The sequence below is a fragment of the Shewanella sp. ALD9 genome (assembly GCF_002836315.1).
Lineage (GTDB): Bacteria > Pseudomonadota > Gammaproteobacteria > Enterobacterales > Shewanellaceae > Shewanella.
In genome coordinates this window covers 363,097-386,332 of record NZ_PJCD01000002.1, presented here as the reverse complement: position 1 = coordinate 386,332, position 23,236 = coordinate 363,097, and the positions used below count along the sequence as shown (strand labels likewise).

Genomic DNA, 23,236 nt, shown 5'->3' with positions numbered 1-23,236 from the left:
ATGTGGCAGTAAGGTATATCTGGCAAAATTCATAAACGGGTAATATAAAAGCTAAAATATCGAAAAAGCTCTCTTAAAAGATGTAATCAGAACAGGTGATTAGCTACAAGACTGTGCAAAAAACAACTACCGCAAAAAAGCAAATTCCTATAGCATCTTGCGTTTAGTAAAAAGTGACCGATTAATATGGATGTGGCATAGGCCAAGTCCAACAAGCGATTTATTTTTTGCAAAAAACGCAACGCATAAAAACTAGAACGCTATATTTATCAGGGAGGTTCCGTGAAAGCATCTGTTCTGCTAACAATATTTCTAATGCTGCCGGCAGTAGCGCAGGCGGAAACTTGCAATCTAAAAAATGCAGAAGTTTACATTAACCTTATATCTGATTTGAAAAACTCCATTAACCCTATAAATAGGTTTAATGTTAAATACATTTACACCCAAATGCGTGCAGTTGATATTCCAAAAAATGAAATACCTGACAAAATCGCTAATTATACAGCGTTGCTTTACTACCTCCATGAAAATATTACAATCCATGGAGTTTATGCACCACCAAATAGCGCGTGCAACAGATATATTTACAAAATATCCGGGGCACCTGATGAATACAAAAAACTTAGCTACGTAGCTGTTGGGCTCATGGATAATAAAATTACAAACATTTCATTTGAGGAAGATGATACACCAATTGAGGGTAAAGCTTTTTCTACACTTTCATATAGCGAGGTCAAGTAAATATAACTCATATGAGCCTCCTGCCAGTCAATAGACGAGCCATTTTATAAAATCCGTACTTGACTGTTTTTACAGTAAAATTTTAATCAATCAACTAAATTATTAATCAAAGTATACACATTAAGGAGCTGTTGATGACTCGTACTGATATGATTCAAAAACTGCAACAATTCGCCCCAATAATTACGTTGGTGACAGGAACTGAGGACATGGGCTTTTAGTTTTCAGAGGTTGTACCTGACGGGGTGATCTATTCTGAATCAGGCATGTTATTGGAATATTCAAGTGGTCAGTGGCCGCCTAGTGAATGGGAAGATGATACTGATGAAGAGTTAACGTTGTTACGACAAGAGTTTTTGCTAGATGAAACTTGGCAAGTTATACCTTGGGCAGATTTGGAAGATAAAGAAATTGCCCAGTGGCTTGAAGATGTTCAGAACATCTAATGCGGAAGTTAGGAATAACTGAGATAAATCACTGCAGAGATGTCATGACTAACAATCTATTTTTGTACAGCTTGAGTTAAAGCCTTTATGTCAGTTGTTTGTATGATTGATTGTGAACTTAAATCTTCACCAAACCAGCGAGCAGTTATACTTTCAAGTTGGCCACTTTGAGTTAGGGTGTTTAATGCTTGGCGCATACTTTTGGCTAATGCTTCATCTGTATCTTTATGGGTGGCAATACCAATGGGCATGTTTACCACAGGCAATACAGCGGTAAAATCGCTTAGTTTAAAGCCCATTTTTTTAACGTCTTCGCGAAAACCCACTTCGTTATTGTAAATCAAATCTACGCGGTCAAAATTAAGCATTCTTAACGCCGCTAGTTGGCTTCTTACTAGGTATACATTGGGATGTATTCCATCGAGTTTAAGCCGATCTAGTGAGGCATCGTTTCGCGATAATGCCATTGAGTAACGATTAATATCATCTATGGTTTTAAGCTGAATGTCGGGACGATTACTTTTTCGATAGATCATATCTTGCACAGTATAAAAGTCGCCTATCCATTTGAAATAGGCTAAGCGTTTGTTGGTATTGGCAATTGAAAAAATGAACGTATTCGGGTACTTCTGCGCATTATAATAAGCGCGGCTCCAAGGCATGATTTTAATATTGATATCAAAATCAAGATATTGCTGGCTAGCATGTAAAATATCGATCGAAAAGCCTACCAATTCTCCTTGAGAATTTAGCGACTGAAATGGAGGATAACTTTCTGTGTAAAAAGTGACTGCAGGTCTAGCATTTGAAACTGGCGAACTGAAAAATATAATGATGAAAATCACCACAGATAAGTAGCGGAACATAAATAACAACACCTTAATTTAAGGCTTCCATGCACTTCATATCCGTTTTTATAACAAGTCTAACATAGTGTTATTATTTTGTGATCATTAACCCGTTGTGTTGTCAGATAATTAATCATCTGTGATGTTCAACAGGCCATCGTACCTTGTTAAACAATATATTCATCAGCCCAATCTTTTAAACGTTCTAAAATATCCAATGCAGTTCGGCCAAGTTCGGTAATGCTATAAGACACAGCAATAGGACGGTCACTAATCACATGTCGAGTCACCAGTCCTTGGGCTTCTAATTCTTTAAGGCGCTGATCGACCATTTTTTTACTCGCCCCGCCTAACATGCGCGATAAATCATTAAATCGCACTGGACCATCTTGCAAGTGCCATAATATCGATGCTTTCCATTTACCGCCTAATACCCGCATTCCACGCTCGACCGAGCAGGGTTCAGCACAAGCATTAATAACTTTTTTTTGACCGTTAGTCATTGTTTCAATTTTAGTTTTCATTAATTTAGCTTAAGTTATTCTAGGTTACTAAAAGTATACTGGTTGCTTTTGTATTCCATTGTAGCAAAATAGACATCAATTAGACTAGTACCATTAAGGAATGTTTCTCCATGGCAGTATTAACCTCTTACGATCCCGCTAGTTATCACAAAGTCGATGGCGGAGAGCATATTGAAGCCACTGCGGTTGGCAGTGTTGAAACCTTAGCGATATCTCAGTTACCACAAGTTGTCGCCAACGCTCAAGTTGCACAAAAGGCGTGGGCTCGTTTGTCATTAATTGAACGCCAACAATATGTGGTTAAGGCATATCAGCAGCTCGTGGCAGTGCAAGATGAACTGGCAACATTAATTGGCCAAGAAATGGGTAAAGATTATCGCCGTGCCACCTATGAAGTTGGCGGTACAGTGCAAAATGCACCTTATTTTGCAGGTGAAATAAGCGATGCACTAACCACTGAACAAGTTGATAATCGCACCGAATTACAATATCGACCATTAGGTGTAGTGGCAGTGATTTCGCCGTGGAACTATCCGATAGCCATGGCTAACAACTTACTGATGCCTGCCTTAATTGCGGGTAACAGTGTGATATTAAAGCCGTCTGAACAAACTCCGCTGGTGGCCGAGTTATTCATTAATACCCTTAATAAGGTGCTGCCAGAACATGTGTTGCAAGTGGTTCAAGGTGATAAAGCCCTTGGCCAAGCATTAGTGGCAGCAGACATTAATATGGTGGCGTTTACTGGGTCGATGGCCGCAGGTAAACACATTATGGCCAATGCTGCGTCTGGCTTAAAAAGGTTAGTGATGGAGCTTGGCGGTAATGACCCCTTGATTGTGATGGCTAGCGCTAATATCGATTCCGCGGTTAGATTTGCAGTCGCTAGTTCGTTTGAAAATGCCGGACAGATGTGCACTTCAACAGAGCGCGTTTACGTGGATGAGCGTATTGCTGATGAGTTTGAACAAAAGGTGTTGGCTTTAGCCAGTCGTTACCGTGTCGGTAAATGGGACGACGCGAATGTGAATATTGGCCCTATAGTGAATCCAACCCAACACCAAAAAGTGCTTGAACAGTTGCAAGATGCCAAAGCCAAAGGAGCGAGCTTTTTACTCGGTAGTGATGAGTATCCATTACCGTTTATTCAGCCTACTGTGGTCTCCGGTATTACCCCTGACATGCTCCTAGAACGTGAAGAAACCTTTGGCCCTGTGGTGGCTATCAGCCGTTTTAGTGATATTGATGAAGCCATTCGTCGTGCTAATAACAGTCACTATGGTTTAGCTGCAGTCGTGTTTGGTGGTCAAGGTGCCAAAGCCGTTGCTGAACAACTTGAAGCTGGCATGGTTGGGGTTAATCAAGGTGCTGGTGCGGGCAATGCTCCATGGGTAGGAGCAAAGCATAGTGGTTTTGGTTTTCATGGTACTGCTGCAGGGCATCGCCAATTTGCCCAAGTGCGAGTGATGAGTTATTAATTTCTGGGTTTAACCCATATTGATGAGTAAGCCGTCATTAGTAAGCTTTTATTTGTAGAACATCATTAGTAAACAGTCATTAGCACACTTTTTAGTAAAGCATTGCTAGCCCATTTTATGGTTAAAGGTATAAACAAATGAACACAACAAGTGTAAATTCAGATTATTTTGTGGTGGCACTAGAACCCGGCGCTGAACATCCAGCTTTGCCAACATGGGCTAATCATCAAGCTAATGTGGCTGAGCTTAATGAAGCAGAGCTGACGGATGCTGAGCGGGCTAACGTGAGTAAAAAAATGTTAGCCGAAGTACCTGGTGCGTTCCAATTAATGAATGTATTGACGCCAGCTGAGTGCAAACGGTTAATTTCGGTCAGTGAGTCGATGGGCTTTTTACCCGACGCCGCGGTGTCATTACCACGCAATGTACGCCATAACGACAGCTTAACCTGGGTGGTTGATAACACCACAGAGCAAGTGATTTGGAGTAGAGTTAAGCATCTTATGGATGATAACTTGGGCATTTTTGGTGGTAAAGCTGCTTTAGGATTAAATAATCGTTTTCGTTTTTATCGCTATAACGAAGGCGATTTCTTTAAGCCACATTCAGATGGTTCGTGGCCTGGAAGCCAAGTTGTAGATGGTCAGTTAGTGCGAGATGCCTTTGGTGATCGCTACAGTCTGCTGACATTTTTAATCTTACTGACAGAAGACTTTGAAGGCGGTGCAACGCGCTTTTTAGTCAATGCCGACAACCCAAGCTTACCAGCAAAACACGGCGATAATATGCGCCAAGTTGATGTGCGAACGCCTGCGGGGAGTGTGTTGTGTTTCCCACATGGCATGCATCCGCTGCATTGTATTCATAGCTCAGAGCCTATTTTCTCTGGGGTTAAATACATTATCCGCACTGATGTGTTGTTTGAGTTGTAACATTATTCATCAATATGGGTTAGCTTATTGATAAGCTAACCCATTAGTTAACCACTGTATTATTTTAACTAAATAAAGCACCAGGTTCGCTTTTTTAGTGCCGTTGTTGTACTTTTTCTCCTTGCTTAATCCTCGTGAATTAAGTCGATGTTGGTAATCCGCCATGTATTTTCTGCTCCATATAAGCACGCTGCTATCAAACTGACTCGCTTATCTCTTTCAAGAATAAACTGCTATAAAGCTGATCAAATAAGCTTACTCTTCGAGGGTGCTATTGTGATGGCGAATGCTCGTCAAATAAAATTATCAGCGTAAATAGCCAGTGATATGACTAGCATTTTTACCCATTAGCATTGACAAAAACATACTGATAGCCAGAGGTGATACGGTGCAATAAATCAATTAAGTAAACAGATAAAAAGCCGATGAGTTTTTTACTATTGAGTTTATCAATCGGCGCTGTTGCCCCCGAGTACACTAGATTCATTAACGCGATTTAATGTGCCGCAGTACTTGCTATTTGACTGACTAAACTATCTAATTGCGCCGCTTTCCTAACCACATATATAGAGACGTTTACATGAAATCAGTACTGTGTAGTTTGTTTGTTGTCAGTGTTATTAGCCTAGCTGGATGTGCTGCACCGCAGAATAATTTCGCGTCTAAAGTGAAAGCCGAAGGTGAGCAACACCTCGACTTGTCTCAACAGTGGGAACAAGGACAAAAAGACCTCAGAAAAGGTAACAGTTTATTAATCGATGGGCGTGAGTTAATCGGTAAAGGTAAAAACCAAATTCGTGAAGGTGAAGCGTTAATAGCACAAGCCAAACAAGCTGCGCAGCAACAACGTCAACTATTTCAGTCGATGGCGAATACATTAAACGGCGCTCAAAATGGTGCCAGTGCAGTAATGTTAGTCGACAGGTTAGATGATGTAGCCGATGCTTGGGAAGATGCTGATGATAAGTATGCAGATGGTAAAGAGCTGATTGAAGACGGCAATACCAACGTTGCTGAAGGCGAGAGTTCAATTGAACAAGGCCAAAACATGGTGACGAGCGGACGTAGTAGAATGCAACAAGCGGAATCTACCTACCAACAACGTACTGGTAAAGGTTTAGTCGAGCAAATGCATTTAGAAGAGCAACCTAGTAACTTCTAATCAATAGAACTGAGACTAATCAAATAAACCGATATTGTTAATTCAATATCGGTTTTATCGTTTCTAGCGGATTTACTTTCAGCAAAAAGCGATTATATTATACGACTGCTCTATTCAAAATCGGCTTTGATTTCAAACACCATATCTTCGCCGGTCACTGGATGATTTAAGCCTAAATATTGGGCGTGTAAATGCAATCTGTTGGTCGCAACACCGTATAAATCATCACCTACTATTGGCATGTGCAATCCGTCATGATGAGCACAATGCATGCGTAACTGATGGGTTCGCCCCGTTTTAGGATACAAGTGAACTAAGGTTTGATGTTGTTGACGCTTAAATACCTGCCAATGCGTCTCGGCATGCTTGCCATGTTCATAACACACTAGCTGCTTAGGACGGTCGTCTAAATCTACCCGCAATGGCAAACTAATATCACCCTCATCTTGGCTAGGCACCCCATCAATTAACGCGATATAACGTTTGGTCACGCTGCGTTGAATAAACTGTTGTTGTAGGGCTTTGTTGGCTTCTTTGGTGAGAGCAATCACCATTAAGCCTGAGGTCGACATGTCTAGGCGATGGACTATCAGCGGCCCCGTCGCATTGGGGAACAGCTGCTGCATACGGCTAAACACCGAGTCGGTGATATTTTTGCCAGGTACCGATAATAGTTCCGCAGGTTTATTAATAATCACCATCGCATCATCTTGATAAATAATATCAATGTGCTGATCTTTACCCGGATTAATCAACAGTGGATCGTTATCAACTTGCATGCCTTTTAGCATGTGAGTCAAAATAGGTCGGCATTTTCCGTGACAAGCGGGGTAGAAGTTTTTGTGCTGTTTTATCTCAGATTTAGGCGATGAACCCCACCAAAACTCTGCCATGGCAATCGGGGTCAATTGATGTGTAAACGCGTATTGTAATAACTTAGGTGCCGCACATTCACCCGCACCTGCAGGTGGCAAATGGTTAGGTGCGTCATTGAAAATATCGTTTAAATCTCGCGCTTCACCCAAGACATTTAAAAACTGATATTGAGCAAAAAGTTTGTTTTGTAATCCATTTGAAAGTTGTTTGCGCTGACGTTTAAGCTGTTTGATTTGCTGCGCAAGTGCATCTAAGGCCACTTTAGTGACTTCGATTTGAGTCTGCCACTGTTGCTTTAACGCGTTCAGCTGATGCTTTTGCTGCACACTTTGACGGCTTAACTCGATAGACAATGTTTTATGGGTATCGTCGTTAATGCTTGCTTGCGCTAATGCATCATCTGCTTGCTCACGTAGCAGCTTACGCATTTTACGACCTTCAACTATTGCGTTACGTTGCTGCTCAAGCTCACTTTCCGCTTGGTGTTGTTGCGCAGTTAACGTCGCGGTTAATGTTGCCAGTACTGGATTAGCTTCTTGCTGACTAATCGACAGATTAATTTGGTTAATCTGTTTATTTTCATGACTGAAAAAACTGTCTTGGGTCAGCATATCAAACACCGGCGGCACAAACGGCGGCAAGATATTTTGATCGGCTAACTTACCTGAAAATGCGGCTAAAAAACCAAGTTGCCCAAGGGTGTCTTTGACCACCAACACACCAAACATCTTACCAATCACCATGCCAAGGTCATGTTCGCTGTCTAAGCCAAAATTATGTCCCCAGGGATTCGTCTCAAGTAACTCCTGCTGCAACTGCTGTGCTGCCAGTATCGTCAATGGATGAGGTTGATAATAAAACGGGAAGGTAAAAGATTCAGGCAACCCTTGTTCGGCAAGCGTGTTATTGAAAGCTATCGCATCATTAAAAGGAATAAAGCACGGGTCGTTAACAGACATCAAAAACACACTCACTACACTAAAGGGCGGCTATTTTACCCTTTCAAACTAGCAGATGCATTATTTACTGAGCTCGGTTGTTTTGGAATGTTAATCTAAACGTAGTTTGGCAAGGAAATCGTTAACCAACCCTTGAGTATGATCAAGCAACTGAGCATTACCAATGGCGCCATGCCCTGGCACAATAACCTCAGCGTCAGGATATGTCGCTTTAACCTTACTAATCGTTACTGGCCAATCGGTTAACGATGCCTCTGCAATGTAGCCCATACTCTTACTGTGAGCGCTTTTTACCAGGCAGCCGCCAAAGAGTAATTGTGCCTTCGGGAGCCAGACCACAATGTTATCAATTGTATGGCCAGCGCCTAAATAGCGAGCTTCGAGTAAACCATTAGCTAGGATAAATGAGTCACCATCAAACGGCTGGTTTGCGAGAGTTTGATGTTGTGTGGTCAATATTTTCTGAGTCATTGCAGACACATGAGTGCTAACCCCAATACTGTTTAAATAACCTATCCCAGCCGTGCGGTCGGCATGAGAATGAGTCGAAATACTGGCTTTGAGTACAAACCCTTGCTGCTTTATCCACTCGACTAACGCAATAGTGTCTTTCTCGCTCCATGGAGTATCGATTAAATACGCCTCTTTGCCTTCAACAACCACTAAGCCATTAGCATCGACCAAACCAAAGTCTTCAGTTTTGAAATATGACTGATATTCAAATAGTTGGATTTGTGTCGCTTGAGCTTGGTTAGCCGTAACCAAAGCATTGCTACTGAGCGGTGTAATAGTCAGTTGGCCTGATGACTCAGCGCTCATCGCAAGCGGTACACAGCAAATAAAACCAACTAGTAATATCAATATTCGTGAAAACATAATGGTACTCAATTAACGTTCAGTCAAAGTTCAGTCGAAAAGAATAGGCGTTAAAGTGTATCACTGAATTTGTGAGTAATGGATAACATAGAGGGAAGTCATGCTTGATGACATTGGTTGTGTGAAGCGGATAGTGTTGAACGAATCGATGGGCAATAGCCTTAAGCTATCAATTCTTAAGCTATGAATTCTTAAGCTATGAATTCTTAAGCTATCAATAATAGATGAAACCGTACTGGTTTCATCTATATTTGGACATAGTTATTGATAATAGACGTTACTATAAATAACGACGATTATGCCTTTGGTCTGTGTAATACGCAGACTTTGTTACCAGAAGGGTCGCGTAAATAAGCTAGATATAATGGACCATTTGGACTGTCGCGAACACCAGGAGCATCTTCGCAAGCTTCGCCACCACTTGCCACACCAGCAGCATGCCAAGCATTGGCTTGCTCTGCGCTATCGGCATGAAAACCTATGGTGCTGCCATTACCATTACAAGCGGGTTCACCATTAAGTGGTTTAGTGAGGGCAAATACACCTGCGCTAGTAACATAAAAACAACGGCCTTTAGGATCAATCATCCCAGGTTTAATGCCTAGTGCGCCAAGTGTGGCGTCGTAAAAGGTTTTTGATTTGTCGATATCATTAGCACCAAGCATGATGTGGCTGAACATTGTGACTCTCCTTGTTGGGGTGAATAAACACCAATTTTATATATCTATTTTACTTATTTGTTAACTTATTCGTTTTTACTATTAACTACCTGATTAAACAGGGCGTGTACATTAATATTGGCGTTAAGTTTAGCGGCTAATAAATACATGCCTGCTAACTTCCGATGTATGAAAATAGCATCGGTTGGTGGTGTGTGCCATTCATTTTGTTGAGTGCTCATGGCTTTACCTGCCTGAGTGATCCTTTTAGCCAAATTACTTGCACCAAAATCATACGTTCCTTGAGTACGTAATGGCTCACAAGCTTGGTAAAAAATATCAATAATCAGTTGTTTTTGTTGTGGGTCGATGGCGTCTTGAAAAAAGCCGATCTGTTGTGCCGCTTGTATCATTTGTTGTTTATCATCGGCAATCGCACCTTGCATCAATTGCATATAACCTTGCGATAATGTGTCGCTAATGGTGCGAGTGGCGCCAAAGTCGAGTAATACAATTTTCTGGCTGTCGGCTTGATACTGGAAATTGGCAAAATTAGGATCGCTTTGCACCAGTTGAAAACAAAACAGCTCTTTAAAACACAGCTCCATCAACGCGCTGGCAACCTTGTCACGCACATCTTGCGGATACTGTTCGACCGATTCAATTGCGGAGCCTTCAACATATTGCATACACAAAATGCTGTCGTTGCTCAATTTCGGATACACCTTAGGCACGACGAAGTGAGGACTGTCGCCTAACTGTTGCTGATAGAGTGCGATTTGCTGTGCTTCAAAGTGATAGTCTGCTTCGTTATGTAACTGCGCTTTAGCTTCGGCCAATAAAGTATCGAGTTTTACGTTAGCGGGGATTAACCGCGAGACTTTTAATAGGCTGGCAACGTTATCTATGTCGCTGTCGATGCTGTCGCGGATCCCTGGATATTGAATCTTTATCGCCAGCTTTTCGCCAGTATCCAAATAGGCTAAATGTACTTGGCCGATAGATGCGGCGGCAAACGGGCGCAGTTCAAATTGGGCAAAAGGTGCTAGCCAGTCATGGCCCCAGTGCTGAACTAATAATTGAGTTAATTGTTTGTGCGGCATGGCTTTAGCGTCAGAACGCAGCTTCGCCAATATTTCAGCCAATTCAGGAGGCACTAAGTCACCGGCATCCATTGACAACATTTGCCCCACTTTCATGGCAGCGCCGCGCAGTTGCGACAGCTTATCTGCCACATGACCAATGTTTTTAGGGGTCATCATCAGTTGTTGCATTGACGGCGATTTACCCTGGCTAAGCTGCTTTGCCCCTTCTAACAGCACATTACCCGCAAGGCGAGAAGCCAGTCCGCCCATTTTTGATAATCGGGACAATCGACTGGTTGGCACTTTAGCTTCATTATTTTTCATCAGATCTCACTTGTGTCGCATGAACTCGTAGCGAATATAAATAATTGTACGCTGAAGTTGATTATTTCGTTCAATATGAGCCAATAGCGTGGTCAAAATTTACTATTTTCTATGTTACTCTGATTTTAGAGGCATTTAAGCCATTCTTTGGGTGAGCAAAACAATAATAAGGACCCTAGTTTGAGTATTATTGAACAATATTTAAGTCAAGCTGAAGCGCTGTTTCAGTCTAAAAACTATTCATCGGCCAGAATGTACGCACGAAAAGTGGTTAAGCGTGATGATAAACACCTTGGGGCATTGAGCTTATTAGGTCAGATTCATTTACAGCAACAACAATATAATGAGGCCGAAAACTATTTTGTCAGTGCAGCAACTATTGATCCCCATGCGGTTTCAGTGTTGACTGGCTTATTGGCTATTGCTGAAGTGAAACAAGACTTTTTCTTGGCGAAAACGTATTTATTACAATTAATTAATACCCAAAGTAACCTAGGGAAAAATCAATACAAACTCGGATTAGTCGCCACTAAAGTCGGTGATATGGCCTTAGCTGAACAATGTTTTGAATGGTGTGTAGCAAATGATTTTTCTGAACCCGCTGTGCAGCTTAATTTAGGTCATATATATAAAGCCAAAGGCGACACGTTACGAGCGGCAGATTTTTATCAGCAATATATTCAATTAAGCCCAAAGCAAGTGGGTGTAGGCTATTGGAGTTTGGCAGATTTAAAGCAGTATCGATTCAGCACGGCTGATGTAACCTTATTGCAAGGTTTTGCAACCGATGAGTCGTTAAGCAAACAAAATCAGGCGTTGGTGTATTTTGCTTTGTGTAAAGCTTACGAGCAAACACAGCAAATCGATAAAGCCTGTGAGTCGATGTTATTAGCCAATCAAATAATGGCGCAGCACAGACCTTTTAAACAAGCCCAGTTTGCCAATATTGTGTTGTCACTACTTTGGCACACACCATCGCCACATATTGATAGCTTGCCGACCGCGAGTCAAACACCAATTTTTATTGTAGGGATGCCTCGTTCTGGTACCACATTAGTAGAGCAGATTTTGGCTTGTCACAGTGACGTTGGCGCGACCGATGAGTTACCGTTTATGGAACGCTTTGCGCTGCAAATGGACATGTCGGGTGGCTATAATGCAAGACTAAGCCAGCTTTCTGCCAGTCATATCGATCAATTCCGCCAACGGTATTTAGCTGAAGTGAATCATTACTTTAGCGATGCACCAACCTATGTAATCGATAAAAACCCAAATAACTTTTTACACATTGGGCTAATTAAAACCTTATTTCCTCAAGCAAAAATCATTAATGTGGTACGTAATACCGTCGACAATGGCTTGAGTGTATTTAAGCAGTTTTTCAGTTTTGGCCATGACTATTCGTATTCGTTTGCGGGTATTTCAAGTTACTGGCAACATTATTTAGACATCATGCAACATTGGGATAGGTTGTACCCTAATGAGATTTTACATGTTTGTTTTGAGCAATTAGTGCGTGAACCAGAGTCACAAATTCAACGCATATTAGATTACTGTGAGTTAACGACTCAAGCGCAATGTTTTACCTTTTATGAGTCTGACCGAGCCGTATTAACGCCTAGCGCTAGTCAAGTTAGGCAGCCTATGAATCCTAAGGCAATTGGTCAGGCAGACAAATATCAAGCTTTTATACCTGAGCAAATAGCCGAGTTGGATGCCATTGCGAAAAAAGCAGCACTGCAATTCTTTAGTTAAGCAGAACTTGGAATAAGAATTTGCTATAAGCCAAAACAACCTAGTTTGGCTGACTTTATAGAAATGGCGCCTCAGGGCGCCATTTTTGTATATATTCTCAGATAAACCTATGCAGGTATTCGTCTTACTAACTCACTTTACCGTGACAGGCTTTATAGCGCTCGCCACTGCCGCAGGGGCAAGGACTATTGCGAGATGGCGGTGCAGCAATAGTGCGGGCGTTATTTTTAGCTGCTGTTTTTGGTATTATTGTTGATGTTGATGTTGCTGATGCAGATTTTACGGATGCTAAATTTGCACTTTTTGGTGAGCTTTTTGGTAAAGTAATAGCCTGTTTGCGTGTTGCTAATTGCTCACTAAGTTCAACATTCATACACGCCACGATAACCAATTGTTCGAACGCCTTTACCGCTGAACCAGAATGGGTCAGTTGTAGTGACTTAGCGCACTGTAGTGCTTTTATCATGGTTTGTTCACGTAACGCATGATAATGCGGCCAACCTGCTTTAGTGCACTCATATTGCAGCCATAACATCCGCCAATCGGCCACAAACTCTGCGATGACTACTGAAAATGCATTCACTTCGGCAATCTGATTTACAGGGTTGTGTTTAACCTCAGTTAACAGCTCATTAGTTAAGTATTCAACCTCAGCAACAGGCATGATCACTGGGGCATTAAATTGCTCGGTGATGAAGGTTGTAGGTGAGTCTGGGTTAAAACCGACGAATTGACTGTTTAATGTTGTTGATTGATCATCTGCGATTGAACGCGAGTGTTGAAACACCGTGCGCCAAAATTGACTAGAACCGGCTAAATCAACCACTAAATGAACTCGGTATTGGTCGCTGTTATTCTCCACTTTGTGGAGCTTCCACGAGTCGAAAATCCAACACTCTCCGGCGCCCATGTGCACTTGTTTGTCATGGCAAAAAAACTGTACTTGTTCAGTGGTGGTAATGGGAATATGCACTCGAACCCGTTTATACCAATGATAATTAATGTCTGAATGCAGTGGCACTTGTGCACCTGGCGCTAAGCGCATTAACCTTGATCGGCTGAGCACCTCACCAAAGGAGGCGAGGATTTGTTTTATGTAAGGGCTTTTTGCTAACGCCGCAGTGGGCTGCATTGGCCCTTTAAAGTCATTATTAAACTCGCCATTGACAGAGATTAACGGAATAGCCGAATTGCCCTGAAAACCTTCATGATGAGTTACCCAATCTGCTTCGGTAAATTGTTCGATCTCTTTGGTTAATTGACCAACATCAAAGCGAAAAGGTAACTGATAAAACTCATGGGGTAACTTCATAATTGGGCTCTCTGTAATACGGCGCTTAATGTTATGATTTTCTACACAGGTATTTTTACCCGTTCTACTGACTATTTACAAATGACTTACTCAAATGACTAACTCAAACGGCTAACGCAACTGGCCATGGCATTGTTTAAATCGTTTGCCAGACCCACAAGGGCAGGGACTGTTACGAGATACATTTTGCTCGCTTGGCGTAGCGAGTTTTTCAGTTGGTTCGGGTGTCAGTGCTACAGGCTCTGCAATGTCGTGTTGCTGCCATTGAGTGTCATAGATGGGATGACCGCGCTGGCGTAAATGACGATTGATTTTGTTCAGTGTTGTAGAAATATTTGGCCAGATTTTGGCGATGTCATGGTAATTCTCAAGCCATTTATTGGGTTTGGGTGTCGAGATGGTGTAGCGAGAATGCGCTAATGGCTTACTGCATAATTGCGCTAAAGCAGGGTCAAAATCCGTACCGGTAAATTGGCATAGTTGCTTAACGGTTTTCGCAGGATCTGCAATTAATTGATCATAAGACACCATGCACCAGCGATTACTGTCAATCTTTTGCAATGAATCCATAATCGCTTCATTAGCGGATTGCCATTGAAACGCGGCAATAGCCTGTAATGGCTGGCGATTAAGTTGCTGCCATTTTTCTGGTAACAGTAGCGACCAATTACGCTTATCCCATCCCGGTAGATTTGGGTAAGTGACAAACTTATTCGACCGCCACGCTTGCATAATACTGCTGATGTTTTCTTTAGGCTCCCTCACTAAATAGATAAATAAAGCGTCGGGAAACAGCGCATTAAAAAAGTCGACCCGCAAACTGTTTTTTGGGGTTTTTTCTAAAAAGCGGATATTAGTCGTATCAATACTATCGGGTTTATTACCCTGATTATCTTGCAGCGCATCGCTAAAACGTAGCAGTAATTGCTGGCGTAATTCGTCATCGATATCTTGTTCCGTTAACGCATTAGAACTAAATTGACGATAGGCGATATTCAGCTTGGGTATGGTTTCAATTAGCGCATGACTTTCGCCGCCAATGGTCCATATAGACTGGCTTTTTGATAGAACTTCAAACAACAAAGTGCTGCCTGAACGAGGCGCGGATAAAATAATAATGGGCCGATCAAATTGATGCATAGCGGTATGATGTTATTGTTATATTTTTTAACATCATACCCACACCGATATCATATGGCTACTTTATCAATTTCAGTAGAGCCTTAAAGCGGTCACCTTGGGCAACATGTTGTAGCTCAAACAGTAGTGATTCAACATTGGTGAGATTGGCACCATCATTAAGCATCATTTGCACCCCAAGTACTTTATTGTCTGTACCCCTTGATGCAACAGCATCGGCAACAAGATGCACTTGATAGTCGTTGGCCAGTAAATCTTTGCACGTTTGGTAAACGCAAACATGGGTTTCGATACCCGCAAGAATGACATTATTGCGGTTTAATGCTTTAAGTTGTTGTTTTGCTTCTTCACAATGCCAGCCACTAAAGTGCTCTTTAGCGATAGGTTTAGTTGTTTGCGATAATATTTGTGCGAGTTCGTCGCTGGTATGGCCTAATTTATTGGGTAATTGTTCTAACCAAATAATCGGAATATCAAATAGTTGTGCACCTTGAATTAATACTGCAAGCTTTTGGTGTAGTTGAGCTGATTGCTGCATAACCTGGGCTAGCTTGCCTTGTACGTCTACAATCATTAATACACTTTGTTCTGCTGTTATCATGGTCAGTTACTCGAATGATTAAGTGAGCTGTCGAGTATTGGTTATTTTTACCGTGGTGCAAATAAGCATTTAGTCTATTATGGCTATGATAATTTTTATGAATGTTCACTCAAAGAATGTCAGGGATTGATATGAATAAACGTATTGTCATTTGTGCCGATGGAACCTGGAATCGGCCAGAAAAAGATCTTGAAAAAGATCACGCCACTAATGTACTTAAACTCGCCAGAGCCATCAAACCCATTGCTGATGATGGTGTACCGCAACAGGTGTTTTACGATTGGGGAATTGGTTCGTACTATGACTCCATGATTGGTGGGGCAACTGGGCGCGGCTTACATAAAAACATTATGGATGCTTATCGCTACATAGTGCAAAACTACTCTCCTGGCGACGAGATATACCTGTTTGGTTTTAGCCGTGGTGCATACACAGTGCGTTGTTTGTGTGGCCTCATCAATAATTGCGGTATTGTCACTCGGCCAGATGCCAAGCTTATTCAGCAAGCGTTTGACCACTATAAAATGAAAACTCAACCTTTTTCACCAGATGGTGATCGCTCTGTGGCATTTCGTCTGCAACATTCGCATCCTTCACGTGAAGTGGCTTTTGTTGGCGTGTGGGACACCGTAGGGGCGATGGGGATCCCGCTGTCTTTTTTAGGCATGTTTGAAGATAAAGATGAGTTTTATGACGCCAAGTTAGGCCGAAATGTCAAAGTGGCTCGCCATGCACTCGCGTTAGATGAGCATCGCAGCGATTTTGAACCCACCATTTGGGCACCTCGTACCAGCATAGACATACAGCAGGTTTGGTTTATTGGCGCCCACAGTAATATTGGTGGTAGCGTTGCCCCCAATGATGACGGTAGCACCTTGTCTGATATAGCGTTGCAGTGGATGATAAGCCAAGCGCGAGCAGTTAACTTAACGGTCGAGTTACATTTAGCCGATGCTTTATTGCCTAATCCTATGGCGGATATTCAAGATTCATATCGCAGCTTTTATCGGGTTAAAAAACGCTTTATACGCGAGCTTGACCCCGAGCAAGCGCTGATATTATTACATCAGTCGGTTAAAACGCGCTGGCTGAATGACAGTAATTATCGACCGAAAAATTTAGTAAATTACATTGATAACCATGGTTGGCCCGATAAACTGGTGCAATAATCTGTGTTAACACCATCATTAAATAACGAGTGTTAGCAACCACTAATAGCAACCACTAATAGCAACCACTAATAGCAACCACTAATAGCAACCATTAGTACTACTAATAGTCACAACTAATAGTCACCACTAATAGTCACCACTAATAGTCACCACTATTACTATTCATTACTAAAAACATTTCGATTAAGGACAGTATTTTGCTACGTGTATTTTTATCGCTCATCACAGTGATTGGGCTCTCGTCTATATCACTCATTTTACCCGCGGCTGAATCGACGGCTTCAGATGATTTACAAGATAAGCCGCCGGCAAAACGGATTATTGCTTTATCGCCTCATGGAGTTGAAATGCTGTTTGCTATTGGTGCCGGCGACTCAATTGTTGCCACCACCGATTATGCCGATTTCCCTGCAGCAGCTAAGAATATTCCGAGTATTGGTGGTTATTACGGTATTCAAATCGAGCGAGTGATTGAACTGAATCCCGATTTGGTGCTGGTGTGGCAAAGCGGTAATAAAATGGAAGACATTAATCAGTTACGTGATTTAGGTTTTACCGTTGTGAATAGTGATCCTAAAAGCTTAGCTGATGTTGCGACGGATATTGAACTGCTGGGTAAACTCACCGGACATTCGGTTAAAGCCAAGCAAGTGGCCGATGACTATCGTCAGCAATTGGCTGATATTACGTTGCAAAACCAAACGAAGCCTGCGGTAAAAGTGTTTTATCAATTATGGTCAACACCGTTGATGACAGTTGCTAAGGGCAGTTGGATCCAAAACCTTATTGAAGTGTGCCATGGTGAAAATGTGTTTTATGATGCAGCAAGTGAGTATCCACAAATTAGCATCGAAAATGTGTTACTAACTGGCGCACAAGTGATTTTACAAAGCCAAGATGAAGGCAATATTTTAGGTATTAATTGGTCTGACTGGCCTGAGCTACCCGCGGTAAAAAACCAGCATATATATCAGTTTGATGCCGATTTACTGCATCGGGCAACCCCAAGGGCAATTCAAGGCGTTAATGCGGTTTGTGAGGCGTTGGATAAAGTAAGAAAGTAAGACTTTATTTCGTCGTGCAGCATAATCGATTTCTTATTTCGTCGTGGCGGTATATTCGATTACTTATTCCGTCATCCCGGTAATGATTGTGAGCCGGGACCCAGGTGTTTGCTTGTTGCTTTTATGGCCTGCGGCCACTAACGTCGTGGCGCTTCACCCACACCAGACCAAGAGGAAACCAACGGCTGTTCCCTCTTGGAACTCCCAGCCGCCCCGCAACATTTTCAAACAGCGAAAAGGTCGCCATGGGGATAGATCCAGCTTTTGACTTCGTTTGAAATCTTCTTCGGCCTTATTCGAAAATGCTAACGCTTCCGATGGTACATCCTGTACCGCGAAAGCTAAGCTCACATCCATGTGAGCATCACGCTATTTTCTTCAACGGCCTCAAGTTCAGAGTTGAATCTGTCCTTTTTAAAGACAAGAGAACTAACTCGTTTTTGACCCAAAGTGATTTAGAATTATAACGTGCCTCATACAAATAGTCATGACAAAAGCAAAGCCATTGGCTTTTTTATGGATGCTTACACAGGTGCTTTATTTTGTACAACATATTGATTAATTAGTTTATATTGGTCTCGATACCATTCTGTTCTGTAGGGAATTTACAAATATGTCAATTGAATTAGTTAAAGAACAAATTCGAAGGTTCCTTTCCTCAGATACTCCTGAAGTGCTGGCTATTAAAGGTGATTGGGGGGTCGGTAAGACTTATAGCTGGGAGCGGTACATAGAAGAATTCAAACATGAATGCGTTTTGAAATCATACTCCTACGTTTCACTGTTTGGGATTAATTCTATTGCTGAGCTAAAACAAACTACGTTCCTAAACACGATTGATACCAAGCAAATTGGAGAATCGCCTAACATCAAAGGCTATTCAAAAAAAGTTGCTGATCTGATTAAGGATACAAAAATACCCTATGTGAGTAAGTATGTCGGAGGTATCGGTAGCCTTATTAATTCACTTTCTCAATTAGCAATGAACAAAACGATAGTCTGTTTTGATGACTTAGAGCGCCATAGTAACGGTATCAGTATCAAAGACTTTATGGGATTAGTTTCTTTCTTCAAGGAGCAAAAAGGGTGCAAGGTTGTCTTATTGCTTAATGAGCAAGCTGGGGACGCAACTTTCGAAGATTACAGGAAGTACAAAGAGAAAATAGTCGATAGACAACTCCACTTCGAACCTACCGCAGGACAGTGCTTTGACACTATGTTTGCTGAAGACTTCGAGTTCAGGCATTACGTTCGTGATTGCTGTGTTGGACTAGATATTAAAAATAAACGAGTAATCAGAAAGATAGTTGAGCACACGAAGGAATTCTTAGAGTTGGTCAACGGCTTCGATGAAAGCATCAAGAGGCAAGTGATTCACTCTACTATAGTGCTTAGTTGGTGTTACTACTGCCATGGTGCTGATGAAAAATGCATTCCAGAATTTGCGTTTGTAAACCAATCTGGGATTAGGAAGGAAAATGAACAGGTGGGATGGACGAAAGAAATAACCGTTCGTTGGAATATTACGTTAAATCGATATGGTTACGGATATACCGATGAGATAGATTTGGCTGTTGCTCGTGGTATTGAGCAGGGGTTTCTTGATAAAGAAAAGTTAATTCCTCTATGTATACATAAACAGAAAGAGTTTGAAATTCAAAATGCTAGTGCTAAATGGGATGAGGCTTGGAAGCTTTTCCATGGATCATTTAATAGTAACGAAAAAGATATTACTTTAGCATTTGAAGAGGGAATGCGAGATATAGCGTCTAGTACTTCTGCTTCTCAATATAGCTCTGGTTTGAAGGTGTTACGTACGATTGGAAAGGATGAAAAAGCGGATGAGTTGATTGAGTTTTTCATTGACTCGAAGCGTGGGAGTCCCGAAGATTTTGATGTAGATAGTGTTTTCTCATTTGAGATTAAAGACGAGCGGTTTATTGAAAGATTGCGTAAAGCTTACTTAGAGTTAAAGCCAGAGCCGACAGTGAAAGATATATTGGACTTGAGGAGTGGTTCAAATTCTTACAACTCGTCTGAAGCTGAAATATTAGCAAGGCTCAAGACAGAAGAGATTTATGATTTATTCATGAGCTTTGAAGGTGAAGAGCTAACGGATTATATTCGAGTCTTTATGCTACTTTCAGGGAGCAGCCAAGATTTGGCCACTAAGGTTAATGAAGCCCTTGATAAAATTGCAAGTATCAGTGAATTAAATAAAGACAGAATGTGTAAATTTCGAAACTAGTAAAGCATTAATGCTGGTCGCATGAGTATGCAACTTTTTCATATCCTAACTGATTCTCGAACTTCTAATTTAGCTAAGCCCATATCAAGATTTTGTTCATAAATGACTTAGAAGTCTTGTTTAAAAATGTACAAATTCAACTCTGAACTTGAGGCCGTTGAAGAAAATAGCGTGAGTCCAGACATGGATGTCTGGCTAGCTTTCGAGGGGAAGGGACGCCCCATCGGAAGCGTTAGCATTTTCACTCTTTATTGCAAAAAGGGCCGAGGCAGGATTCAAATACGGTTTAAAGCTGGCTCAATTTCCGTCGCAATTTTTTCGCTGCTGTTGTTTGGTTAAATAGCGAAAATGTTGCCGGAACGGCAGGGGTGATCCAAGAGGGGATTGCTGTTGATCCCCTTTTTGCCCGTGCAGGGTGGAACCTTGCGATCTTAAGCGTTAGTGGCCGCAGGCCATATCTTAAACCAACGTTTGTCTAAAAAACGAGTTAGCCTCAGCTTACAAATGTATAAATTCAACCTTGAACTTGGATCTGTTGAAGAAAATGCTTACAGCATCATGTTAAGTAAAAGTTACCTAAAATGTATATATGGTATCGACCAAGTCCAACAAGTGATTTATGCTTTGTAAACCGTGTTAAGCACAAATACTAAAACATTATTTTTTATGGATATTTGATAATGGATATGACTCAAAAAGAAGTTGCAGTTGTTAAAGCTGCCATTAAATCACGAAACAAAAGTAAACTGTTCCAGCCAGTGTTATTTGCGATATTAGTTGGCCTTTTAATCGCCATGTTGTTTGGCGTTTTACCTGAAGAACAGTTTGCCTATTTGGCTATTCCCTTAGTTATTTTAACGATATTGTTGCCACAACTTGGTGCTTCACCTAAATATAATGAACTAGTTGATATACTTGAAAAAAAACTACCGCAACACGACACAGTGGAAAGTGTTTTGTCTCAAGAGTTAAATAAAATACAAGCTAATCAAAAAGCCAAATAACTGTCGTTTTTCGGGAATGCTTGTTTTAGCAATTTGTCATTTACTTATTGTTGGCGTTAAACCAAGTTGAACGGGTTTGTTAGCAAAGTAAATCAGTATGTCTCGATTTAGAAATTTAGTGTGGTCAGAGTAAACTTTTATAAAAAGTAAATTGAAACATTGGCTTCTCTAAAATGCTTCTGCCCATAAATGACTCAGATACCTCAGCTTGAAATGTCTAAATTCAACTCTGAACTTGAGGCCGTTGAAGAAAATGACGTGAGCTGGCCATGGACGGCCAGCTAGCTTACGAGGGGAAGGGACGCCCCATCGGAAGCGTTAGCATTTTCGAATAAGGCCGAGGCCGGCTACAAATACGGTTTAAAGCTGGCTCAATTTCCGTCGCAATTTTTTCGCTGCTATTGTTTGGTTAAATAGCGAAAATGTTGCCGGAACGGCAGGGGTGATCCAAGAGGGGATTGCTGTTGATCCCCTTTTGGCCCGTGCAGGGTGGAACCTTGCGATCTTAAGCGTTAGTGGCCGCAGGCCATAAAGTACATAAGTACAAAGCAAACCATAAGTGTCCGCTCGGACACTTTCTCAATAACCGGACAGTTTTCAGCGCTGTCCGCGGACACTTTTAGGGTGTTCGGTTATCTTTTTAAATTTATATCATTATGAAAAACAACAATAAATAACTATTGGCATGGCTTGTGCTTTATCTTGGCATAAATGTGAAGAGGTGGGTGCGGTCAGCGCGTTACCTAAGGACCTGAGATGATTAAAGACACAAGTAGCCAAGATACTGTTATTGCGCCTAAGTTAGGCCGTAAATTGCGCTTACCCTTGATGATAGGTTGTGGTGCAATTTTGATGAGCGCGTTGGTGTGGGCGAGTTTAAGTCATGACAGTAATCAACGTTCGGTTGATGGTGCAGATTTACGTTTGGCAACCTTAACCCGTGGCACGTTGGTGCGTGATATTGCCACTACCGGTAAAATTGTCGCGGCCAATGCGCCCATTTTATATAGCACGGAAGAAGGTGTGGTGACGCTATTAAGTCAGCCTGGTGATGAAGTTGAGCTGGGGCAAGTGGTAGCCAAGATTGAAAGTCCGCGTTTACAAAGTGAATTGCAACAACAGCAGTCGATGCTTGAAGGCATGCAGGGCAGTTTAGAGCGCGCCAAGTTAGATGCCCGCCGTGAGCAATTGCGTGTTAGCCAGATTTTAGACATGGCGAAAGTCGATTTAGAAGCGGCTGATCGTGAAAGTCGTCGTGGTGATCAATTGATTGAGTCGAGTTTGATCAGCAAAATCGATTTTGAAAAAAGCAAAGATGATTTACATAAAGCCAAATTATTACATAAGCATGCCCAGCAAGAAGTCGAGCTTATGCGTGACACCCTCAGTTTTGAAATTAAAAACCGTACCCTTGAAGTACAACGTCAAGCGCTAGTGGTGAGGGAGTTAACTCGTCAAGCCAACGCCTTGAGTATTATCGCGCCGGTTAGCGGCATTATTGGTAACTGGCTGGTGGAGCAAAAAGCCCGTATTGCCGCCAGCCAACCAATATTAACTGTGGTCGATTTAACTGCCTTTGAAGCTGAGTTGGCTGTGCCAGAGTCTTATGCCGATGAACTGGGTTTAGGGATGGATGTCGAGCTGAGTTTTGGCAACGTTAATGTGGTAGGCCAATTATCGTCAATTTCACCCGAAGTCCGTAATCGTGAAGTGACCGCCCGAGTGCGTTTTGCTGACAGTAACACCTTATCGTTACGTCAAAATCAGCGTTTGTCTGCCCGAGTCTTACTGGAAAACAGACCCAATGTGTTGATAGTGAAACGCGGTGATTTTCTCAATATGGGCGGCGAAGTGGCGTATCAAGTGAGTGACGCTGTTGCTCATAAGAAAGTCGTTAAATTGGGCGCACGCAGTATGAGCCAGGTTGAAGTGCTTGAAGGCGGTGAAGCAGGTGATGTATGGGTGATATCCGGTACCGAAACCTTTAAAAATGATCCAACAATTCAAATCCGATAGCTAAGTTGATAATT

Annotated in this window: 20 protein-coding genes; 11 read left to right on the top strand and 9 right to left on the bottom strand. The window is 41.8% G+C overall.

The features are described 5' to 3' along the window. The first annotated feature begins 282 nt into the window (after positions 1 to 282). On the top strand, positions 283 to 741 hold the full coding sequence (locus CXF88_RS21895) for a hypothetical protein (RefSeq protein ID WP_157822772.1): 459 nt from the start codon (positions 283 to 285) through the stop codon (positions 739 to 741). Between the two features lie 245 nt (positions 742 to 986). After that, positions 987 to 1,187: a hypothetical protein gene (locus CXF88_RS05205; protein ID WP_157822771.1), complete on the top strand. Its 201-nt coding sequence runs from the start codon at positions 987 to 989 to the stop codon at positions 1,185 to 1,187. A 56-nt stretch (positions 1,188 to 1,243) separates the two neighbouring features. Here CXF88_RS05205 and CXF88_RS05200 read toward each other — a convergent pair whose 3' ends face one another. Together CXF88_RS05200 and CXF88_RS05195 are read right to left on the bottom strand one after the other, a co-directional pair. Continuing rightward, the gene (locus CXF88_RS05200) at positions 1,244 to 2,053 is read right to left on the bottom strand and encodes a transporter substrate-binding domain-containing protein (RefSeq protein WP_101085864.1); all 810 of its coding nucleotides are present in this window, start codon (positions 2,051 to 2,053) and stop codon (positions 1,244 to 1,246) included. 149 nt (positions 2,054 to 2,202) lie between these two features. Continuing rightward, positions 2,203 to 2,559: a helix-turn-helix domain-containing protein gene (locus CXF88_RS05195; protein WP_101085863.1), complete on the bottom strand. Its 357-nt coding sequence runs from the start codon at positions 2,557 to 2,559 to the stop codon at positions 2,203 to 2,205. Positions 2,560 to 2,669: 110 nt separating this feature from the next. Between CXF88_RS05195 and CXF88_RS05190 the strand changes: the two genes are divergently transcribed. From CXF88_RS05190 to CXF88_RS05180, 3 genes are all read left to right on the top strand, one after another. Next, positions 2,670 to 4,037 carry an aldehyde dehydrogenase family protein gene (locus CXF88_RS05190; RefSeq protein WP_101085862.1) on the top strand — a complete coding sequence of 456 codons (1,368 nt, stop codon included), beginning with the start codon at positions 2,670 to 2,672 and terminating at the stop codon, positions 4,035 to 4,037. A gap of 137 nt (positions 4,038 to 4,174) precedes the next feature. After that, positions 4,175 to 4,969: a 2OG-Fe(II) oxygenase gene (locus CXF88_RS05185; RefSeq protein WP_101085861.1), complete on the top strand. Its 795-nt coding sequence runs from the start codon at positions 4,175 to 4,177 to the stop codon at positions 4,967 to 4,969. A gap of 580 nt (positions 4,970 to 5,549) precedes the next feature. Further along, positions 5,550 to 6,131 carry a hypothetical protein gene (locus CXF88_RS05180; RefSeq protein ID WP_101085860.1) on the top strand — a complete coding sequence of 194 codons (582 nt, stop codon included), beginning with the start codon at positions 5,550 to 5,552 and terminating at the stop codon, positions 6,129 to 6,131. A 110-nt stretch (positions 6,132 to 6,241) separates the two neighbouring features. Here CXF88_RS05180 and CXF88_RS05175 read toward each other — a convergent pair whose 3' ends face one another. The 4 genes from CXF88_RS05175 to CXF88_RS05160 all read right to left on the bottom strand — a co-directional run bounded on the left by CXF88_RS05175 (position 6,242) and on the right by CXF88_RS05160 (position 10,910). Beyond that, entirely contained in the window at positions 6,242 to 7,966 is a 1,725-nt protein-coding gene (locus tag CXF88_RS05175) for a pseudouridine synthase (protein WP_101085859.1), read from the bottom strand. A gap of 90 nt (positions 7,967 to 8,056) precedes the next feature. Continuing rightward, a complete protein-coding gene (gene bla / locus CXF88_RS05170; RefSeq protein ID WP_101085858.1) occupies positions 8,057 to 8,842 on the bottom strand; it encodes a subclass B1 metallo-beta-lactamase in 786 nt (261 codons plus the stop codon). A gap of 296 nt (positions 8,843 to 9,138) precedes the next feature. After that, on the bottom strand, positions 9,139 to 9,522 hold the full coding sequence (locus CXF88_RS05165; protein ID WP_101085857.1) for a VOC family protein: 384 nt from the start codon (positions 9,520 to 9,522) through the stop codon (positions 9,139 to 9,141). A 65-nt stretch (positions 9,523 to 9,587) separates the two neighbouring features. Beyond that, positions 9,588 to 10,910 carry an AarF/ABC1/UbiB kinase family protein gene (locus CXF88_RS05160; RefSeq protein WP_101085856.1) on the bottom strand — a complete coding sequence of 441 codons (1,323 nt, stop codon included), beginning with the start codon at positions 10,908 to 10,910 and terminating at the stop codon, positions 9,588 to 9,590. Between the two features lie 180 nt (positions 10,911 to 11,090). On the opposite strand from CXF88_RS05160, the gene CXF88_RS05155 reads away from it, so the two are divergent. Continuing rightward, positions 11,091 to 12,665, top strand: a complete 1,575-nt coding sequence (locus tag CXF88_RS05155) for a sulfotransferase (RefSeq protein ID WP_197708409.1) — start codon at positions 11,091 to 11,093, stop codon at positions 12,663 to 12,665. A gap of 127 nt (positions 12,666 to 12,792) precedes the next feature. On the opposite strand, the gene CXF88_RS05150 is transcribed toward CXF88_RS05155, so the two are convergent. The 3 genes from CXF88_RS05150 to CXF88_RS05140 form a co-directional block, all read right to left on the bottom strand. Continuing rightward, positions 12,793 to 13,977 (bottom strand): aspartyl/asparaginyl beta-hydroxylase domain-containing protein, encoded by a 1,185-nt coding sequence (locus CXF88_RS05150; RefSeq protein WP_101085854.1) that lies wholly within the window; start codon positions 13,975 to 13,977, stop codon positions 12,793 to 12,795. Between the two features lie 111 nt (positions 13,978 to 14,088). Then, entirely contained in the window at positions 14,089 to 15,117 is a 1,029-nt protein-coding gene (locus tag CXF88_RS05145) for a sulfotransferase (RefSeq protein WP_101085853.1), read from the bottom strand. A gap of 58 nt (positions 15,118 to 15,175) precedes the next feature. Beyond that, positions 15,176 to 15,718: a hydrolase gene (locus tag CXF88_RS05140; RefSeq protein WP_059746537.1), complete on the bottom strand. Its 543-nt coding sequence runs from the start codon at positions 15,716 to 15,718 to the stop codon at positions 15,176 to 15,178. A 131-nt stretch (positions 15,719 to 15,849) separates the two neighbouring features. On the opposite strand from CXF88_RS05140, the gene CXF88_RS05135 reads away from it, so the two are divergent. From CXF88_RS05135 to CXF88_RS05100, 5 genes are all read left to right on the top strand, one after another. Further along, positions 15,850 to 16,887 (top strand): DUF2235 domain-containing protein, encoded by a 1,038-nt coding sequence (locus CXF88_RS05135; protein WP_101085852.1) that lies wholly within the window; start codon positions 15,850 to 15,852, stop codon positions 16,885 to 16,887. A gap of 248 nt (positions 16,888 to 17,135) precedes the next feature. After that, positions 17,136 to 17,954 carry a cobalamin-binding protein gene (locus CXF88_RS05130; RefSeq protein WP_277949082.1) on the top strand — a complete coding sequence of 273 codons (819 nt, stop codon included), beginning with the start codon at positions 17,136 to 17,138 and terminating at the stop codon, positions 17,952 to 17,954. Between the two features lie 613 nt (positions 17,955 to 18,567). Continuing rightward, positions 18,568 to 20,202, top strand: coding sequence for a hypothetical protein (locus CXF88_RS05120; RefSeq protein ID WP_101085849.1), 1,635 nt, complete (start codon positions 18,568 to 18,570; stop codon positions 20,200 to 20,202). A 680-nt stretch (positions 20,203 to 20,882) separates the two neighbouring features. Continuing rightward, the gene (locus tag CXF88_RS05105) at positions 20,883 to 21,206 is read left to right on the top strand and encodes a hypothetical protein (RefSeq protein WP_101085846.1); all 324 of its coding nucleotides are present in this window, start codon (positions 20,883 to 20,885) and stop codon (positions 21,204 to 21,206) included. A gap of 756 nt (positions 21,207 to 21,962) precedes the next feature. Next, on the top strand, positions 21,963 to 23,222 hold the full coding sequence (locus CXF88_RS05100) for an HlyD family efflux transporter periplasmic adaptor subunit (RefSeq protein WP_101085845.1): 1,260 nt from the start codon (positions 21,963 to 21,965) through the stop codon (positions 23,220 to 23,222). The last annotated feature ends 14 nt before the right edge of the window (positions 23,223 to 23,236 follow it).

Excerpts from the sequence above, each read along its gene's own strand:
- CXF88_RS05135 (WP_101085852.1), top strand. The coding sequence starts at position 15,850 with ATGAATAAACGTATTGTCATTTGTGCCGATGGAACCTGGAATCGGCCA.
- CXF88_RS05140 (WP_059746537.1), bottom strand. The coding sequence starts at position 15,718 with ATGATAACAGCAGAACAAAGTGTATTAATGATTGTAGACGTACAAGGC.
- CXF88_RS05105 (WP_101085846.1), top strand. The coding sequence starts at position 20,883 with ATGGATATGACTCAAAAAGAAGTTGCAGTTGTTAAAGCTGCCATTAAA.
- CXF88_RS05145 (WP_101085853.1), bottom strand. The coding sequence starts at position 15,117 with ATGCATCAATTTGATCGGCCCATTATTATTTTATCCGCGCCTCGTTCA.
- CXF88_RS05165 (WP_101085857.1), bottom strand. The coding sequence starts at position 9,522 with ATGTTCAGCCACATCATGCTTGGTGCTAATGATATCGACAAATCAAAA.
- CXF88_RS05190 (WP_101085862.1), top strand. The coding sequence starts at position 2,670 with ATGGCAGTATTAACCTCTTACGATCCCGCTAGTTATCACAAAGTCGAT.
- CXF88_RS05150 (WP_101085854.1), bottom strand. The coding sequence starts at position 13,977 with ATGAAGTTACCCCATGAGTTTTATCAGTTACCTTTTCGCTTTGATGTT.
- CXF88_RS05160 (WP_101085856.1), bottom strand. The coding sequence starts at position 10,910 with ATGAAAAATAATGAAGCTAAAGTGCCAACCAGTCGATTGTCCCGATTA.
- CXF88_RS05120 (WP_101085849.1), top strand. The coding sequence starts at position 18,568 with ATGTCAATTGAATTAGTTAAAGAACAAATTCGAAGGTTCCTTTCCTCA.
- CXF88_RS05195 (WP_101085863.1), bottom strand. The coding sequence starts at position 2,559 with ATGAAAACTAAAATTGAAACAATGACTAACGGTCAAAAAAAAGTTATT.
- CXF88_RS05100 (WP_101085845.1), top strand. The coding sequence starts at position 21,963 with ATGATTAAAGACACAAGTAGCCAAGATACTGTTATTGCGCCTAAGTTA.
- bla (WP_101085858.1), bottom strand. The coding sequence starts at position 8,842 with ATGTTTTCACGAATATTGATATTACTAGTTGGTTTTATTTGCTGTGTA.
- CXF88_RS05200 (WP_101085864.1), bottom strand. The coding sequence starts at position 2,053 with ATGTTCCGCTACTTATCTGTGGTGATTTTCATCATTATATTTTTCAGT.
- CXF88_RS05175 (WP_101085859.1), bottom strand. The coding sequence starts at position 7,966 with ATGTCTGTTAACGACCCGTGCTTTATTCCTTTTAATGATGCGATAGCT.
- CXF88_RS05185 (WP_101085861.1), top strand. The coding sequence starts at position 4,175 with ATGAACACAACAAGTGTAAATTCAGATTATTTTGTGGTGGCACTAGAA.
- CXF88_RS05180 (WP_101085860.1), top strand. The coding sequence starts at position 5,550 with ATGAAATCAGTACTGTGTAGTTTGTTTGTTGTCAGTGTTATTAGCCTA.